We start from the raw sequence: 17024 nt of genomic DNA, 5'->3' as shown, positions 1-17024 counted from the left end.
CTTTGCTGCAGGCTCTTCGCCGAAGGACGAACAGCGCTTGATGCAGATGTTTTCGGGTTTGGCTGCCGACCCGCCAGTGTCCTCCCTGTCTCATTTGGCGATTGTGGCCCAAGCTGGCGCCGCCCGTCATCAGCGCCTGCGATATGTGCTCAGTGGCGCCGCAGCCTCAGTAGTTGCCGTCGTGGTCGTGTCAGTGACGATGCTGGGTCAGAACTCAGACGCACTGAGTGCGGCGAAGGAGGCTGACGGGATGCAGGCCGTCGCGGCAGCTGCCCAGTCATCGGCCAGTAGCGCCGCCGCAGCGGCGCTACCATCAGCCGCAGCGTCACCAGAAGCGCCCAAGGACCAGGCTGACAGTGCTGGCCGAGCTGACGGCGCTGCCCAGGCTGATGGTGCTGCCCCCGATCTGGGTACCAGCAGCGCTGCTGGGGCGGTAAGCCCCGAGCCCGAAAGCCAGCCCGGCCCTGCGGCGACGGGTTTTGCGGCTGGCCCCGACAGCCTGCGGTTTGCCCCAGATGCCACGACTACTTCGGGGCCTTCTAGCCAAAACGACGGGTCAAGCGGGTACTGCATGCTGGAAATGTTGCCGGATACTGCGCTGAAAATTCTCCTCGACCTGCCTGGTGCTGCGCAGACGGCTGTGGCGCTCGAGGGTAGCTGCGGGGGCGCTGAACTCGGGTCGGGGATTGTCATCGCCACCGACGGCGGCGACGTGGGGCTTGTGGTCTCCTTGTATCCGGTGAGCATCAACCCCTGCGATGAGACCTGCGTGCCCGGACCTGCCGATGACGTTCGGTACCGCCCAGATGCCCTCGGCAACCTCGCTGTGGTGGTGACCGCAAGTGACGGGCGGACGATGGTGATTGGCGTGACGACCGCACCCGGAGGGTCGGCGACACCCGCTATTCCAGCGCTGCCGTTCACCCCCGCCGAACTTCTCGATGCGGCGCGGAGCGCGTTGAAGGCCAGCGCCTGAGCGCGGCACTTTCCCGGGGTGCGGTCTGCTTGTCAGTAAGTGGGCAAGCAGGAGCTGAATTGGTGTGCTTTGCGCCCGGTGAGACAATGACGCTCGTGACTAAGCCCGTTGTCGAAAATATATTGGCCAGCCGCTACGCCTCGCCGGCGATGATCGCAATATGGTCCCCGGCGAACAAGATTGTGGCGGAGCGACGGCTATGGCTTGCGGTGCTGCGAGCGCAAGGGAAACTCGGGCTTGAAGTTGATGAGCGGGTGCTGGCTGACTACGCCGCCGTCATGGATCACGTGGACCTCGAATCGATCGCGGCGCGGGAGCGGATTACCAAACACGACGTCAAGGCGCGCATCGAGGAATTTAATGCCCTTGCCGGGCACGAGCAGGTGCACAAGGGAATGACGAGCCGCGACCTGACAGAGAATGTCGAGCAAGCGCAGATTTTGCAGTCGATGACGCTGATTCGGGACCGCACGGTGGCGATCTTGGTCAAGTTGGGTGGGCGGGCTGCGGAATACGCGGATCTGGTGATGGCCGGCCGGTCCCACAATGTGCCAGCCCAGGCGACCACGCTGGGAAAGCGGTTTGCCTCCGCTGCCGACGAGGTCTACCAGGCGTACTTGCGCATCGAATCGTTGCTCCAGCGATACCCGTTACGCGGCATCAAGGGCCCCGTGGGTACTTCGCAGGACATGCTTGATTTACTAGGCTCCGCGCAGGCGCTGGACGAGCTGGAAAGCCAAGTGGTGCAGGAGATCTCCGGGAATAGTCGGGTTCTGACCAGTGTGGGTCAGGTATATCCGCGCTCGCTCGATTGGGAGGTGCTGTCCGCGCTCGTACAGCTTGCCGCCGGGCCGGCGTCGTTTGCCACCACCGTGCGTTTGATGGCCGGTGCCGAACTCGCCACCGAGGGGTTCAAGCCCGGGCAGGTTGGTTCGTCTGCGATGCCGCACAAGATGAATGCTCGCTCGTGCGAACGGGTCTGCGGTCTCGCGGTCATTGTGCGCGGATACGCCTCGATGGCTGGCGAGCTTTCCGGCGCCCAGTGGAACGAGGGCGACGTGTTCTGCTCCGTCGTCCGCCGGGTCATGCTGCCGGACGCGTTCTACGCCCTTGACGGATTGTTCGAAACGTTCTTGACGGTGCTGAACGATTTCGGCGCCTACCCCGCCGTCATCGAACGGGAACTGGAGCGGTACCTTCCGTTCCTCGGAACCACCAAAGTTCTGATGGGGGCCGTTCGCGCCGGCGTGGGCCGAGAGACGGCGCACGAAGCGATCAAGGAACATGCGGTCGGGGTGGCCCTGGCGATGCGAGAAAACGGTCAAACCGAGAACGATTTGCTGGCACGGTTAGCCAGCGACGATCGAATCCCGCTGGACCGCGACGAGCTCGATGAGTTGCTCGCACAACGGCTTTCGTTCACTGGCGATGCCGGCCGCCAGATTACGTCGATGATCGCGCAGATCGCCGCAGTCGCAGGTGCGCACCCGGCCGCAGCCGGATACGCACCTAGCGCCATTCTGTAGACGTCCTTGGCGTTACTTACTGATTTTGCTCGGCCACCAGGCCTTCTTGCCCAAGTCGATGACCAACGCGGGCACCAGAAGTGTTCGGACCACCAACGCATCGAGCAGGACGCCGAACGCCACGATGAAGGCGATCTGCACGAGGAAGAGCAGCGGAATCACGGCCAGCGCAGCGAATGTCGCGGCCAATACGACGCCGGCGCTGGTGATCACGCCGCCCGTGACGCGCAGAGCGTCGAGTACGCCTTCGCGGGGGCCGAGCAGGAGTACTTCTTCGCGCGCGCGGCTCATCAGGAAGATCGAGTAGTCCACACCCAATGCCACCAAGAACACGAAGGCAAAGAGTGGAACTCCCGGATCTGAGCCTGGGAATCCGAAGATGTGGTTGAACACGATGGCCGACACCCCGAGGGAGGCCCCGAAGGAAAGCACGGTGGCGCCCACCAGTAGCAGCGGCGCCACGATGGAGCGCAGCAAGGCGATCAGCACAAGCAGCACCACCAGCAAGACGATCGGGATGATGACCAGCAAGTCGTTTTCGGCGGTGGTGTTCGTGTCGAGGGACTGCGCGGCGCTGCCGCCGACCAGGGCTCCCGGGTCCAATGCCTGAACGGCGCCTCGAAGATCGCGGATAGCTTGGTCTGAGGCGTCAGCGGAGCCGAGCGTGGCCTCGACCTCCACCAATCCGTTGATCACGAGCGGCTTGCCGTCGCGCCCGGGCTTGACGTCGGCGCCGACCACGCCGTTGACGGAGGTGGCTGCGGCGATCACAGCCGCACTCTTCTCTTGCGTCGTGATGATGAGAACAGGGTCGCCGGCGCCGTCGCTGAAGTGTTTACCCAGAATGTCCTGGGCCGCTACCGAATCGGCGGCTTTAACGAAAACGTCGGTGGTCTTGGTGCCGGTTGCGTTGAGGGTCGGAACGAAGGCGAAGGCGACGGCGAGCAGGAGCGCGGTGACCACCCAGATCTTGCGGGGGCTCCGGCCAACAAATGCGGCGATCTTGTGCCAGATTCCCTGGCGCGTTGCTTTCTTCGGGGTTTCTTGGGTGAAGTGCGGGACCCGCGGCCAGAACAACCAGCGACCCGATAACAAAATCGCGGGGAGCAATGTCAACGCCGCTAGTGCCGCGGCGCCAATACCGACAGCGCCCACCGGCCCTAGGGAGCGGTTGCTGTTGAGGTTGCTGAACAACAAGCACAGAAGGCCAGCGATGACAGTTCCGGCGGAGGCCAGAATAGGCTCCACACATGCTTTCCAGGCCTTCTTCATTGCTGCTGCGGCGTGCTCATTGCGCGTCAGCTCTTCCCGGTACCGGGCGACGAGGAGCAGTCCGTAATCGGTGGCGGCACCTACCACCAGGATGAAAAGAATGCCTTGCGATTGGCCGTTGAGGGTGATCGCATCGGATTTCGCGAGCAAGTACACCAAACCGCCACCGAGCGCGAGGGCGGAAATCGAGTTGAACAGTACTACGAGCGGCAGCGCGACGGCCCTATAGACCAACACCAGGATGAGGAGAACCGCGAGGAGTGTCACGAGAAGCAGCAGGCCGTCGATACCGGCAAAAGCCTCGCCAAGGTCCGCGGCCAGGCCAGCGGGACCACCGACGTGTGCGCTTGCCCCAGCGCTGGCAGCCGTTGCGGCAGTGCGGATGTCGGTGACAATGGAGCGAAGCGGCTTAGCGCCCGCGGAGTCGAGTTCGTTTACTTTGTTGGACAGCAGCACGACGGCCAGCTGAGAGGTTTTGTCAGCAGAAAGTGTGGGGATGACGGGAGCGGGAGCGAGGTAGTCGCCGAGCTTTCCGCCTACCTCGAGTGGCAAGCTCGGGAGTGATTGGACGAAGCTTTTCCAGGCGGCGATCTGCGCCGGCGTCGCTTCGCTGTCAGCTTCGAATAGGACGAATGCGGGGATGGCGGTGTTGTCAGTGAATGCGGCTGATGCTTGCGCCGCTTTCACCGACTCCGCGTTCTTGGGGAGGAAATCCGTTTGGCTGTTGGACTGCACGCTGGACAAGTTGCCGATCGCCGGCCCGCCCACGCCTGCGATGGCAAGCCAGGCGATCACCACCGCGATGGCACCTAGAGCGCGCAGCAATGGGCCGCGCTTGCCGACTTTTTCGGGGTGCGAGTTGGCATCGGTGTTGCGTCTGGCTTTGATGTCGGCCACGGGTCACTCCAGGGTTTGGCTGCCGATACAGTCGGCGGGGTCTAGTCTCATCACAAATTACTCAGCGTGCTGAGTAATTTGTACACCATTGGTTTGTACACCACCGTCCAGAGGAGGTCGAATGGTGCAATCTGCGCATGTCCCGGGCGCCAATCCCGACCCGGCCATTTGGCCTACGGGCCGGTTATTGTCGATGGCCGCCCGAATGGTGGAGCACGCGTGGAACCAGACGCTTGCCGCCGCGGACGTGACGCACGCTGGAATGATGGTGCTGCACCGGCTCGATGCCGGAGCGGGGTCGCAACGCGACATTGCCAAGGCTCAAGGCGTTCAGGAGCAAACCATCGCCCGCACGCTGACCCACCTCGAGGAGCGCGGTTATGTCAGCAGGAGCGTCGATGCGGCCGACAAGCGCCGCCGCAGGGTAGAAATCACCGATTCCGGACGTGAGTTACTGCTGAGCTTGGCTGGCGACGGCGAGAAGCTCACAGAACAGGTACTTACCGCGCGCGGCCAAGACGTGACGCAACTTCGAGATGCGTTGGCAGGTCTGGTATCCGGACTGAGCGAGCGCCGCTGGCCGGAGCAGCCGGATTAGCTTCATCCTCCTGCTGGTTCAGCTTTGCCTGCGGTGGAGCTGCCCTGTTTGCGGGCGTAAATCACCGTTCCGAGGAGGAACAGTCCGCTCAGAATGAGCAACCCGGCGGTGAGCATGTTGACGAACGGAATGTTGATGCCGAGCAGTTCCATCACGCCTAAGGCGGCCAGCCCCAGCGCACACACGAGTGCGAAGATGGCGTTCCACCGGCTGCGTGCCATCTCATCGACACCTTGTTGTGCCTTGGATTTGGCGTAATCCAGGGGCTTTTTGGCCCATTCGAATTTAGTCGCCAGTATCGCAAGTGCTGCGGCAATGAGGACAAAACCCGGCCCGGGGAGCACCAACATGGCAATTCCGGCAAGTAATAACGTCCCGCCGATGACGAGCACCCCCACGCGTTTCACTTGGCATCCCCCGTGATTTACCGGCGCCCCATCTGACGCCCGCCACCCATCGTAGATGTTGTGGCAGTCGAGGTCGGTGATCCCCCGGGTCTGAGAAGTAGCCCAGGGCGGTTCGACCTAGAGTGGAATTAGTGAGCCCGCGCGGGTTCGCCAAAGGAGGAAACCTGTGAGTGCGCCGGACAATCCACTTCTTACCCAGTCATCCCTGCCCTATCAGCTGCCCCCGTTTTCGCGTATCAAACCGGAGCATTTCCTCCCCGCTTTCCAGATTGGCGCTGCCGAACAGCTTGCTCAACTCGCGGAAATCGTCTCGAATACTGACCCTGCGACCTTCGAGAATGTCCTCATTCCCCTGGAAACCGCTGGCACCACGCTGACCCGCACGGTTCAGGTCTTCTATAACCTCATCTCGTCAATGGCGACGCCGGTATTGCAGTGGGTGGAGGGGCAGTTGTCGCCGCGTCTCACCGCCCATCAGGACGAGATCTACCTCAACCGAGCGCTTTTCGAGCGCTTGAGCACCGTCTACGCAACTCGCAACGACGCAGGTCTGCGCGCCGAACAAATCAGGCTGGTCGAGCGCTACTATTCCGACTTCAGCAGGGCTGGTGCATCTCTGGGCGCCGATGACGCGGAGATCTTAAAGGCGTACAACCAGCAACTGGCGGTGCTATCCACTCGTTTCCACCAGAACCTCCAGGCCGCAACGGAAGCCGCGGCCGTGATCGTCGACGACCCCGCGCAATGTGACGGGCTCTCAGCCGATGACATCGCTGCGGCGGCCGCTGCCGCTGACGAGCGAGGGCATCACGGCAAATATCTGCTGACGCTGATTCTGCCGACCGGCCAACCAATTTTACCCAGGCTCAATAATCGCGAGTTGCGGCGCCGGGTACACGAGGCTTCCACGTCGCGTGCCTCGTCCGGCGAGCACAACAATGGGCCCATCGCCATCGAGATGGCCGTGCTTCGGGCTAAACGCGCTGCGCTGCTTGGTTTTTCCACGCACGCCGACTATGTTGCGGCGGATGGTACCGCTTCGACCTCGGCCAAGGTCGATGCGCTTCTTTCCCAGTTGGTGCCCCCAGCGGTAGGAAACGCGCGCGCCGAGGCGGCGATCCTTGCCGAACTCGCCGCGGCGGATGGGGTCGAGATTGCCGCTTGGGACTGGCTTTACTACTCGGAGAAGGTTCGGGCCGTTCGCTTTGAGCTGGACACCGAAGCGCTTCGACCGTACTTCGAGCTGAACGCGGTGCTCCAGAAGGGCGTATTTTTCGCGGCACAAGCGCTGTACGGCATCAGTTTCGAGCCGAGGGAAGATCTCGCTGGTTACCACGATGATGTCCGGGTGTTTGAGGTAAAGAATGAGTCCGGCGAACCGCTCGGGTTGTTTCTCGGTGACTTCTTTGCCCGCGAAACAAAACGCGGCGGGGCATGGATGAACTCGCTCGTCGATCAATCGGCGATCACCGGACTTGCCCCGGTGATCGTGAACAATCTCAACATCACCAAGCCGGCCACCGGCGAGCCCGCGTTGCTGACGATCGCAGAAGTCAAGACACTGTTCCACGAGTTTGGGCACGCCCTGCATGGACTGTTCTCGGACGTCGGATACCCGCGGCTGTCGGGGACGTCGGTGCCCCGCGACTTTGTCGAGTTCCCGTCACAGGTGAACGAAATGTGGCAGTTTTGGCCGGAGGTGCTGCAAAACTACGCTCGCCACGTCGTCACCGGCGAAGCTCTGGATCACGCTGTCATCGACCGAATTCGCGCGGCAGAGCTGTGGGGCGAAGGGTTCGCCACCGCTGAGTATTTGGGAGCGACCCTGCTCGACCAGGCGTGGCACCGGATCACCACCGATACTGTGATAGAAAACGCCCAGCAGTTTGAGGCCGAGGCCTTGGAGAATGCCGGTCTGGCAATGGATATGGTCCCGCCCAGGTACCGCACCACGTACTTCCAACACATCTTCTCCGGAGGTTACGCAGCTGGCTATTACGCCTACATCTGGGCCGAGATTCTCGATGCAGAGACTGTCGAATGGTTTAAGGCGCACGGCGGCATGACGAGAGCCAATGGCGACAAGTTCCGATCTGAGCTGCTCTCCGTCGGCGGGTCGCGCGACCCCATGGCGGCGGTGCGATCACTATTGGGCCGAGAACCGGAGATCCTGCCGCTGCTCCGCCGGAGGGGTTTGATGGCGAAACAACCGCTGACGAGTCCCTAGCCGCGGATGGCGCTCAAGGAGAAAGGGCGGGCGGATAGAGAGCCACACTGGCCTTGACGGCGCGACACCTCATTAAGTTTCGGCGCAGGTAGGCGCAGCCGCGGTGCTGGGCGGTGGGCGGCGGGAGACACGCCGCGAGAGGGCGCAGTGGGTGCACTAGCCTTGGAACCCGTGACTTCCTTGAATGTGGGCGACTACCGTCATCTGGCCTCCGGCAAAGTGCGCGACCTGTACACCGTCGATGACGAGCTGTTGCTGCTCGTAGCCTCCGATCGGATCAGCGCCTACGATCATGTGCTTCCCTCGCCCATCCCGGACAAGGGGCGCATCCTCACAGCGATGAGTGTGTTTTGGTTCAATTTGTTAGCGCCCGTTATCGGCAATCATGTGGTGGCAGTGGAGGATTCGCGAATTCCCGAATCTGTCCGTGGACGGGCACTGCTAGTAAAGAAGCTCGACATGTTGCCCGTCGAGTGCGTCGCCAGGGGCTATCTCACCGGTTCTGGTCTGGCCGATTACCAGCGCACCGGAGCCGTGTGCGGAGTGGAACTACCCGCTGGGTTGGTGGAGTCGGACAAGCTCCCGACCCCTATCTTCACCCCAGCCAGCAAAGCCGAGCTGGGCGAGCATGACGAGAACGTGAGCTTCGAGGACGTCATCCGGACGGTAGGCAAGGACAGAGCCGAAGCGTTGCGCGCGTTGACGCTTCAGGTGTACGGCGTTGCTGCCGACCATGCTGCTTCGCGCGGCGTGATCTTGGCCGACACCAAGTTCGAGTTCGGTGTCTCGGGCACCTCGCTCATCCTCGGCGACGAGGTTCTTACCCCGGACTCCTCGCGTTTCTGGCCAGCCCAGGGGTATTCACCCGGCAGGGCGCAGCCGTCGTTCGACAAGCAGTACGTACGAGACTGGTTGACCTCAGCCGAGTCTGGCTGGGACAGAGCCGCTGATACTGCGCCGCCGCCGCTGCCCGATGCCGTGATTGCGGCGACGAGAGGGCGTTATGTTCAGGCCTACGAACGACTCTCAGGGCTCAAGTTCGACGATTGGCCCGGCTAAACGCCTCAGAGTGGGAATGAACCGCAGCCGCCGATCAGCCGCGCCGAATGATGGCGCTGCTCCATCCCGATAGCGCTCCGTGCAATCGGAGGGTGGGGCCGATGCGGGTAGAGGGTGCACCAGCTTTGTCCTTGATCGAAGACCAAGAACCGCACGCCACGTCCTCGGTAGAGATGACGTGGTCGCTTCCCAGCAGCACCTTGACGGTGCTGGCAGAGACTTGCAGTTCGATGTCGACGTGGTGGTAGGTGAACACGGCGCCCGAAAAGTCCAGGTCGGCTTTGCCCAGATACCCCGAGACCACTATCCGCGCGGGCACCTGCCAAGAGCCTTTCCGTGCCACGGTCTTCCAATTGATATCGATTTCCAGCGGTGGTAAAACCTTCGCCACACCATCGGGTTTGGTAGGGATAAAGCGATGCGGAAAGAGTCGGTCCTCCCCCGGAAGGTTTGTCACAACCCGAGCGAGTTCTCCCCGAGTGCGAGCCGCATAGACGATGGCCGCTCGTTCATCGAACTCATGAATTTCCAGGTACCCGTCGGAGAGCGCGTTATTCAGCAGCTCGATGGCGCGCTCCCGTTCGGGGTTACCTACCCTGAGGTCATCGTCGAACCCGCTATCGGTCATGTCCTCAGCCTAGAGCGAGCCACGGCTTCGAGTGGTCGCTGGTACCGCCTGCTCGCGCAGAACAATGACGTTGAACCCGCAGCATTGCCGTCTACGCCGGTCCGTCCGCGCGATAGGTGAGAAAAACATTCAGAGACGCTAGCGCTCTCACCGAATGAAGAATTCGATAAAAAAAGTGTGTGGGCGGAAGCAACCTTCTGCCTTTGCACTTCCGTCTTGTCGGCAAAGGTTGCTAGTGTGCGAGCTCTACGGCTGAAATGCCGCAGGGGGACAAGTATGTGTGAGCAAATTAAGGGGACACGCTCGTGATGAAAAAAGGCGCAACACAGAATCGCAGTGGGGTAGTAATCGCTATACGCACTGTGATGGCACTGTCAAGGGCGAAGGTGACGCGTGCAGCGGCGCCCCTCGTTGCGGGCGCACTCGTCCTTTCCGGGTGCAGTACGGCAGATACGCCCACCAACGCGGACACCTCCGCGGCGACCACTAGCAGCTCGTCCTATCAGAGCCCGCTGGGCGACTACATGTACCCGGAATTGGCGAACTCGACTCCCACAGACTGGGATGCGCAGGGTAAAAAACTCGAAGAACAAGTTGCCGTATGCATGAAAGAGCAGGGATTCGAATACGTTCCCAACTATCCAGTCACGGCAACCGATGGAGCAGGCCCTGGCGGGGGGATGTCTGAGCGGGACTCCGTCGCCAAATACGGGTACGGGATTACCACCATGGAAGACCCAATGGGCCCGCAGTCTTCACAAAACACGGATCCGAATCAAGCGATCCAGGACGCGATGAGTGATTCCGAGCGAACGGCGTATCAAGAGGCGCTCTACGGAAAATTCTCCTACGGTGGCCCCGATGTTTTCGTGGGATCCAGCGCCGCGGCAACTGCGCCTGGCGAGTCAGCGGCGCCTGGCGAGTCAGCGGCGCCCGGTGAGTCAGTGGCGCCTGGCGAGGCGGCTTCTGGTGAGGCGGCTTCTGGTGATGCGGGGACCACTGCGGATACTGCAGCCTCAACTGCTGCCGTATCCATTGCCGAGGCTCCCCCCGCATCCATGGTCACAACTATGCCCAGCACCCCGGAGGAGAAGGGCTGTTACGGCGTCGCGCAGGAGGAGGTCTACGGGCCACAGTTCGGGATGTCCGACAACTCAGAATTTCAAGATCTCTTTGATGCCCAAAGTTTGCTCTACGAACAAGTCGAAAAAGATCCAGCACTCGTCGATACGATCAAGGCGTGGACTTCTTGTCTAGAAGGCAAGGGATATCCTGGCTTTCAAAAAATGCCAGAGCCGAGAAATGATGTAGAGACTAAAGCCGCTGCTCTACGTGGCTACACCATCACAGTGGGTGCAGACGGAAGCACTATGTACTCGTCCGCAGACGGTGGTAACGGTGCTGAGGTCGTACCCGATCCGGGCAAAATGGCGGAATTGAAAAAATACGAAATCGAATTGGCACTTGCCGATTACGACTGTCAAGGCGACTACCGCAACAAATCGGATGAAGTGCGCATTGCGTTAGAAAAGCAATTCATCATCGATCACCAAGCGGAGCTGGACAAGTTTCGGGACGCCCAAAATGCTGGCCGCTGATCGGATCGCATTCGGCCCGATCACTCGCTAGCGGATGGCACCTGAGGGTCCTGATGGCTGACGGCGGACGATTCTCCCGCCGCCCAGTAGTTCTCGTGAAGCACCGTGAATCATGAAGAGGGCACATGGCTTCCAGTCGTAGAAATATATTGATCGTCGCTGCCGTCGCGGTGGTGACGGCGGGTGGGGGGTTTGCTGCTGCCCGGTTGATCGTGTCTCCTGCGGACGCGGCGGCTCGGACAGCTCCACCAGCGGCCGGGCCCATCACCGCGCCGGTGGAGCGCAAGATACTTAACGCTGAGATCGTGACTCGAGGAGATATTGGCTTCGACGGATCAGTCGAAGTGAAGCTCGCCACCGGTACGAGCGCCACAGCGGTGGTAACCGGCCGGATCGCCGAGGTGGGCTCGGTCGTCACCAGCGGCAGTATCCTGCTGGAAGTCACCGGACGGCCGGTATTAGCGATGTCCGGTGAGCTGCCGACCTATCGGAGTTTAGGACCGGGTAACACGGGCCCTGATGTGGAGCAGCTCGAAAGTGCCCTACTTGCACTGGGGTTCGACCCGGGCGCGCAGGACAAGCTCTATGACGCGGCCACGGCCGGTGCGGTGGCCGCCCTCTACGCCTCACTGGGCTACGAGTCACCCCAACCGGGCGAGGATGTCCGAGCGCAATTGATCTCGGCCACCGCTGCGAAGGCATCTGCGGACCAGGCTATTCTCGATGCCCAAACCGCGCTGTCGGCCGCGGCAAAGGGATCTACCGAGTCGGCGCGGCTTAGCTTGCAGGCTGCGGTGAACAGCGCGCAAGCGGCGTACAAACTGGCTCAAACAACGCCCTCGGCGCCGGACCCAACCAGGGTCGCTGGCGCTCAATCGAATCTGACTGCTGCGCAGGAATACAAGCAGTACGCGGACGACGGCCTAGCAACCGCCCTCGCTCAGGGGGCGGAGAACGTCGGAGAGTGGCAGGTGGCAGCACAGAAGGCGCGGGACGGTGTCGCATCAGCGCAGGCAGCGTTGGACGCGGCGAACGCTGGCGGCCCACCGGACAACGCGGCGATCAGTCAGGCTCTGGATCAGCTCAAGATCGCGCAAGCTAGCCAAGCCGAAGGGTTAAAACCACCCGACACCGCTTCCGCCCAGGCGGCTGTTGCCGCAGCCCAGTCAGCTGCAGCCATCGCGCAGACGGAGTTTGCTGCCGCTCAGGCCGCGTCGGCAACTCCGCTGCCCGCGACCGAAGTGGTGTGGCTGGCGAACCTGCCGCGGCGTGTTGACTCGGTGGCGGTGGAGCGTGGTTCGCTCGTCACCAAGGCGGTGATGAGCGTGTCGGGTGCGGACCTGACAGTGCGAGCCTCCGTCAGTGCGCAGGAAGCTGCGTTGCTCAAGACCGGGATGAAGGCCAAGCTCACGGTTCCCGGGGCCGGTTTTATCGACGCAGTGGTGAGCCAGATCGGTGAAACCGGTCCACTAAAGTCTGGCGCAGCAGAGGGGGGTGCGGACGGTAGTGGAGGAGCTGGCGGGGGCGATTCCAGCACCGGCAGCAATGGCAGCGACGCTGCCGGAAAGGGCGGCACCATCGTCTATCTGCAACCGCAAAATGTGACAAATGAGCAGGCCCAGGCGCTGCGCGGGATTAACGTCAAGATCACTATTCCGGTTGCCAGCACTGCTGGTGAAGTGCTCACGGTTCCCGTGGCCGCTCTGTTTTCCGATGACAAGGGAGTCCCGCGGGTCGAAGTTCTGCTCGGTGATGGCAGCACTCGGTTTCAGAAGATCTCTGTGGGGTTGTCCACTGGCGGCGACGTGGAAGTGAGCCCCATCAGCGACAGCGGCCAACCGGTGGCTGCGGATAAGTCCTCGCTGGACAAGGGCTCTTTGGTGGTGGTCGGACGATGACGGCGGTGGTCGAACTGGTCGACGTTTATCGGTCGTTCCCGGGGCCCCCGTAGTACACGCTGTACGGGGGGTGAACCTGAAGATCGACCAGGGCGAGTATCTATCCATCATTGGCCCCTCCGGATCCGGGAAATCGACTTTGCTGCACCTGTTGGGCTTACTCGATCGCCCGTCATCCGGCCAGTATTTCCTCGACGGGTTCGACGTTGCGCAGATGAGCGAGGGGAGCCGGTCCGGTCTGCGTGGCGGCCGCATAGGTTTCGTATTTCAGGCTTTTCACCTGCTTTCAGCCCGTACGGTGCTCGACAACGTCATGTTGGCCATGGTGTACCAGCATGTGCCACGCAAGGAGCGCAAAGCCCGCGCCACCCACGCACTGGAACGGGTGGGATTGGCTGAGCGGCTTGACTTCTCGCCGAGCACGCTCTCCGGTGGGGAACGGCAGCGGGTAGCGGTGGCGCGAGCTCTGGTGGGGCGACCGTCATTGTTGTTGGCCGACGAGCCCACCGGCAACCTCGACCAGACCAACGCCGCTGGCGTCATGGATTTGTTCGACGATCTCCACGCCGAGGGGATCACCATCGCCGTGATCACCCATGATGAGCACGTAAGCGCCCGGGCCGAGCGCACGGTCCGGATCACCGACGGCGAACTGACCCAGGCATGAGCAGGAACGACGCGGATGGGCTCACGGGCGTATGGATCGAGCCGCCGAGCCCGGCGGAACCGGAAAGTGAGCAGGACACGGTCGCAGGAAGGCAGGTTGTAGACCCGGGCGAGGACCTGGCTTCCAGTCCCAAGCCGTCCCGGCTCGCGAAGTCGGTGCGCTCCCGGATGAGGCTGGTCGATTTGGCCGACGAGTCGGTGTTGGGCATCAGCATCAAAACCTCTCGGCTGATCCTGACCATGATGGGCACAGTCGTCGGAATCGCTGCCCTGGTAGCAACTCTCGGACTTGGCCAAACGGCCTCCGGCCAGATAACGCAGCGTTTCGACGAAGCCGCGGCGACCCGCATTGTGGTGAAGCCCAACAACCCGCAGGGGATGGAGGGCCAAGAGGGCGCGTTTGTGATGCCGTGGAATGCAGCGGACCGGGTGCTGGAGCTGAACGGCGTCGCCGCGGCGGGCACCTATTCCACGGTCACTACCGGGAAAGACAAGGTTTCCGGGGTGGTCCTCAACGATCCGGCCGGGGCAAATCTGCTTGAAATCCCCGTAATAGCAGGGTCTTCAGGCCTGCTAGAGGCAGAAAGTGGCGTTGTCACCGACGGTCGGTTCTTCGATTCCGGGCATGACGAACGCGCCGATCGCGTCGTTGTGTTGGGATCTCGGGCGGCTCTGAAACTTGCCATCAACCGGGTAAGTTCGCGGCCGAGCATCTTTATCGGCGAGACACCGTTTGCCGTCATCGGGATCTTCGACGACGTGGTGCGCAGGGACGATTTACTCGATGCAGTGATTATTCCGAACGGCACGGCCGCCAATTTGTACGCACTCTCCGGCCCGCAGGAATTGGACATCCGAACGGTCGTGGGTGCGGCGCAACAAGTCGGCAAACAGGCAGCCGTGGCCGTTTCGCCTAATAGGCCAGAATCGGTGCGCGTCAACGTCCCACCAGCTCCGGGGCGGCTTGGCAATAACGTCCTTGGCGACGTTAACGCGCTCTTTCTGGCATTTGGTGCAGTAGCGCTGGTGGTTGGCGGACTCGGAATTGCGAATGTGACGCTGCTGTCGGTGATGGAGCGGACCGGCGAGATCGGTTTGCGCCGCGCGCTCGGGGCGCGCAAACGGCATATCGCAGGGCAGTTTCTGCTCGAATCGATGATTACCGGCTTGCTCGGTGGCCTGATCGGTGCTGCGCTGGGGGTGGCCGCGGTAGTCGCAGTTTCTGCGACCCGAGACTGGACTCCGATCTTGGACCTGCAAATCGCTTTGTTGGCACCGGTTTTGGGCTCGCTGATCGGGCTCCTCGCAGGCGCCTATCCGGCGATTAAGGCCGCCACAATCGAGCCCATCACCGCGCTGCGCCGAGCCAGCTGACGCCCGGGTGGTGGCCTTGGGGCTTTAGAGCTCAACCGCCTGGCCATCGTCGATGTTGAGCCACTGGGTATCTGCGGGCTTCAGCTTTTGCAAGAGCCCGTACACGATGTCGGTCGATGCCAGCATTGCTTCGTGGATGGGGATGGCAACTGTCGGATCTACCGTTCGCAGGAACTCGATCGATTCCTTTACCGCCATCCACGGCGCCATCGTGGGCAGCGCGAGGATTTCGACTGGGTTAGCCGGCACCGACAGCGAATCTCCCGGAAGGTAGAGGCGGCCTGCGATCAAGTAGCCGCGGTTCTCTACGTTCGGCAGGTCGTGGTGGATCACCGCGTGGATATCGCCGAAAACCTCCACGGTCACGTCGCCGATCTCTAGAACGTCACCGGCATGTACCCCAGCGGCGGTGATGCCAATCTCGGCCAGCGACGTAACGCTGCCGGGGTCTGCGTACATCACAGCAAGGGGGTTCGCGGCGAGCAGGGCTGATATCCGGCTCAGGTCCAAGTGGTCCGCATGCAGATGCGTGATGAGCACGGCGTCGAGCGATCCCACGGCTCCAAAACCGGTGGAGAACGCGCCTGGGTCGGTCAGGATCCGCGCATTGCCGGTCTCGACCAGCAGGCAGGAATGTCCGAATTTAGTGATCTTCATGGATGGAGCCCCTTCGTAGCCCTCCACGGTAGCGCGGCGGGCGCCTCTCCTGAATCTGGGCGGGCGCTGATCGATGGCTCACTTTCCCGCCTCGCGCCGTGAGGCCACTGCACACTGTGACGACGCCGCTGATCTGCCCCGGGGGTGAACGACGGCGAGAAGCGATAGGCTAAACCCGTCCGATTACTCCCTCATGCCCTTTGGAGATTCGTCTTGGCGCGCGTAGAAGTTGTCGTGGTTATCAAGTCCGAGATTCTCGACCCGCAGGGCAAGGCCATTCTCGGCGCCCTCGGTCGGACCGGCCACCCTGGATTCGCCCAGGTACGCCAGGGTAAGCACTTCGACCTCGAAGTCGACGACAGTGTCACCGACGCCGAACTCGAAGAGATTGCTTCGACGTTGCTGGCCAACCCTGTCATCGAGGAATGGCAAATTCGCCGGCTTCCCGACGCTGCGCCGTCGGCATGAGTTCGGCCGCAAACATGAGTTCGGCTGTCGCTGGCGCTCGGATCGGTGTCATCACCTTCCCGGGCACGCTCGATGACGTCGATGCTGCCCGCGCCGTCCGGTTTACCGGCGCTGAAGCCGTAGCGTTGTGGCACGCCGATGACGACTTGCAGGGCGTCGACGCCGTCATCGTCCCGGGGGGATTCTCCTACGGCGACTACCTTCGCGCCGGTGCTATCTCCGCCCATGCCACCGTCATGCGGGCCGTCATCGACGCCGCGGCCAAGGGGCTCCCCGTCTTGGGCATCTGCAACGGTTTCCAAATCCTCACCGAAGCCGGCCTGCTGCCCGGCGTGGTGATGCGTAACTCGGGCCTCAAGTTCAAGTGCCGCGACCAGTGGCTGCGTGTGGAAAACACCGATACCGTATGGACTTCGCGTTATCAAGCGGGCTCGGAGATTTTAGTGCCGCTCAAAAATGCCGAGGGTCGCTACGTTGCGCACGCCGACACGTTGGCCGAGCTCGAAGGCGAAGGCCGGGTGCTGTTCCGCTACATCGGCGAGAGCCCCCGCCAAGGCAACCCCAATGGATCGCTCAACGACATCGCCGGGATCTGCTCCGCCGACGGCCGGATCGCCGCATTGATGCCGCACCCCGAGCACGCCATTGATCCACTCACCGGGCCGACGGACGACGGTCTCGGCATGTTCTTCTCCATCATCGATTCGCTTCTGAAGGTCTGAAACCCTGTGCCTGCCGTTGATACTGTCGAAACTGCCGCCGCCACACCGGAA

At 62.1% G+C, this 17024-nt stretch carries 15 protein-coding genes; 11 read left to right on the top strand and 4 right to left on the bottom strand.

Annotation, left to right across the window (positions count from 1 at the left end):
• Nucleotides 1-40 precede the first annotated feature (40 nt).
• The gene (locus EH165_RS13900; RefSeq protein ID WP_124799975.1) at nucleotides 41-976 is read left to right on the top strand and encodes a hypothetical protein; all 936 of its coding nucleotides are present in this window, start codon (nucleotides 41-43) and stop codon (nucleotides 974-976) included.
• Between the two features lie 86 nt (nucleotides 977-1062).
• Entirely contained in the window at nucleotides 1063-2502 is a 1440-nt protein-coding gene (gene purB, locus EH165_RS13895) for an adenylosuccinate lyase (RefSeq protein ID WP_124799974.1), read from the top strand.
• A gap of 12 nt (nucleotides 2503-2514) precedes the next feature.
• Here purB and EH165_RS13890 read toward each other — a convergent pair whose 3' ends face one another.
• Nucleotides 2515-4671, bottom strand: a complete 2157-nt coding sequence (locus EH165_RS13890; protein WP_206425983.1) for an MMPL family transporter — start codon at nucleotides 4669-4671, stop codon at nucleotides 2515-2517.
• A 121-nt stretch (nucleotides 4672-4792) separates the two neighbouring features.
• Between EH165_RS13890 and EH165_RS13885 the strand changes: the two genes are divergently transcribed.
• On the top strand, nucleotides 4793-5269 hold the full coding sequence (locus EH165_RS13885; RefSeq protein ID WP_124799973.1) for a MarR family winged helix-turn-helix transcriptional regulator: 477 nt from the start codon (nucleotides 4793-4795) through the stop codon (nucleotides 5267-5269).
• Between the two features lie 2 nt (nucleotides 5270-5271).
• Here EH165_RS13885 and EH165_RS13880 read toward each other — a convergent pair whose 3' ends face one another.
• Nucleotides 5272-5676, bottom strand: a complete 405-nt coding sequence (locus EH165_RS13880) for a PGPGW domain-containing protein (protein WP_124799972.1) — start codon at nucleotides 5674-5676, stop codon at nucleotides 5272-5274.
• Nucleotides 5677-5842: 166 nt separating this feature from the next.
• On the opposite strand from EH165_RS13880, the gene EH165_RS13875 reads away from it, so the two are divergent.
• Nucleotides 5843-7903: a M3 family metallopeptidase gene (locus EH165_RS13875; protein ID WP_124799971.1), complete on the top strand. Its 2061-nt coding sequence runs from the start codon at nucleotides 5843-5845 to the stop codon at nucleotides 7901-7903.
• 180 nt (nucleotides 7904-8083) lie between these two features.
• The gene (locus EH165_RS13870; RefSeq protein ID WP_422392159.1) at nucleotides 8084-8962 is read left to right on the top strand and encodes a phosphoribosylaminoimidazolesuccinocarboxamide synthase; all 879 of its coding nucleotides are present in this window, start codon (nucleotides 8084-8086) and stop codon (nucleotides 8960-8962) included.
• Nucleotides 8963-8996: 34 nt separating this feature from the next.
• On the opposite strand, the gene EH165_RS13865 is transcribed toward EH165_RS13870, so the two are convergent.
• Nucleotides 8997-9590 carry a DUF1707 SHOCT-like domain-containing protein gene (locus tag EH165_RS13865; protein WP_124799969.1) on the bottom strand — a complete coding sequence of 198 codons (594 nt, stop codon included), beginning with the start codon at nucleotides 9588-9590 and terminating at the stop codon, nucleotides 8997-8999.
• 365 nt (nucleotides 9591-9955) lie between these two features.
• On the opposite strand from EH165_RS13865, the gene EH165_RS15520 reads away from it, so the two are divergent.
• The 4 genes from EH165_RS15520 (at nucleotide 9956) to EH165_RS13840 (ending at nucleotide 15126) form a co-directional block, all read left to right on the top strand.
• Nucleotides 9956-11188, top strand: coding sequence for a hypothetical protein (locus EH165_RS15520; RefSeq protein WP_164479248.1), 1233 nt, complete (start codon nucleotides 9956-9958; stop codon nucleotides 11186-11188).
• A 125-nt stretch (nucleotides 11189-11313) separates the two neighbouring features.
• Nucleotides 11314-13086 (top strand): hypothetical protein, encoded by a 1773-nt coding sequence (locus tag EH165_RS13850; RefSeq protein WP_124799966.1) that lies wholly within the window; start codon nucleotides 11314-11316, stop codon nucleotides 13084-13086.
• 70 nt (nucleotides 13087-13156) lie between these two features.
• Nucleotides 13157-13753, top strand: coding sequence for an ABC transporter ATP-binding protein (locus EH165_RS13845; protein ID WP_239020595.1), 597 nt, complete (start codon nucleotides 13157-13159; stop codon nucleotides 13751-13753).
• A complete protein-coding gene (locus EH165_RS13840; protein WP_206425981.1) occupies nucleotides 13750-15126 on the top strand; it encodes an ABC transporter permease in 1377 nt (458 codons plus the stop codon). Before EH165_RS13845 ends, EH165_RS13840 begins: the two co-directional genes overlap by 4 nt.
• A gap of 24 nt (nucleotides 15127-15150) precedes the next feature.
• Here the strand turns inward: EH165_RS13840 and EH165_RS13835 are convergent, their stop codons facing one another.
• Entirely contained in the window at nucleotides 15151-15783 is a 633-nt protein-coding gene (locus tag EH165_RS13835; protein ID WP_124799964.1) for an MBL fold metallo-hydrolase, read from the bottom strand.
• 213 nt (nucleotides 15784-15996) lie between these two features.
• On the opposite strand from EH165_RS13835, the gene purS reads away from it, so the two are divergent.
• Both purS and purQ read left to right on the top strand, forming a co-directional pair.
• On the top strand, nucleotides 15997-16251 hold the full coding sequence (purS, locus tag EH165_RS13830) for a phosphoribosylformylglycinamidine synthase subunit PurS (RefSeq protein WP_124799963.1): 255 nt from the start codon (nucleotides 15997-15999) through the stop codon (nucleotides 16249-16251).
• Nucleotides 16248-16973 carry a phosphoribosylformylglycinamidine synthase subunit PurQ gene (gene purQ, locus EH165_RS13825; RefSeq protein ID WP_239020594.1) on the top strand — a complete coding sequence of 242 codons (726 nt, stop codon included), beginning with the start codon at nucleotides 16248-16250 and terminating at the stop codon, nucleotides 16971-16973. The genes purS and purQ overlap by 4 nt, the downstream gene beginning before the upstream one ends.
• Nucleotides 16974-17024 lie beyond the last annotated feature (51 nt).

Origin of the sequence: Nakamurella antarctica, assembly GCF_003860405.1 — a bacterium.
In the GTDB taxonomy this organism is placed as follows: domain Bacteria; phylum Actinomycetota; class Actinomycetes; order Mycobacteriales; family Nakamurellaceae; genus Nakamurella; species Nakamurella antarctica.
The sequence above is the reverse complement of the archived record's forward strand: the minus strand, read 5'-3'. Positions and strand labels throughout refer to the sequence as shown.

Bases quoted from the DNA above. Each gene is read 5' to 3' on its own strand.
- EH165_RS13835 (WP_124799964.1), bottom strand. From the start codon at position 15,783: ATGAAGATCACTAAATTCGGACATTCCTGCCTGCTGGTCGAGACCGGC.
- purQ (WP_239020594.1), top strand. From the start codon at position 16,248: ATGAGTTCGGCCGCAAACATGAGTTCGGCTGTCGCTGGCGCTCGGATC.
- EH165_RS13885 (WP_124799973.1), top strand. From the start codon at position 4,793: ATGGTGCAATCTGCGCATGTCCCGGGCGCCAATCCCGACCCGGCCATT.
- EH165_RS13840 (WP_206425981.1), top strand. From the start codon at position 13,750: ATGAGCAGGAACGACGCGGATGGGCTCACGGGCGTATGGATCGAGCCG.
- EH165_RS13865 (WP_124799969.1), bottom strand. From the start codon at position 9,590: ATGACCGATAGCGGGTTCGACGATGACCTCAGGGTAGGTAACCCCGAA.
- EH165_RS13900 (WP_124799975.1), top strand. From the start codon at position 41: ATGCAGATGTTTTCGGGTTTGGCTGCCGACCCGCCAGTGTCCTCCCTG.
- EH165_RS13850 (WP_124799966.1), top strand. From the start codon at position 11,314: ATGGCTTCCAGTCGTAGAAATATATTGATCGTCGCTGCCGTCGCGGTG.
- EH165_RS15520 (WP_164479248.1), top strand. From the start codon at position 9,956: ATGGCACTGTCAAGGGCGAAGGTGACGCGTGCAGCGGCGCCCCTCGTT.
- purB (WP_124799974.1), top strand. From the start codon at position 1,063: ATGACGCTCGTGACTAAGCCCGTTGTCGAAAATATATTGGCCAGCCGC.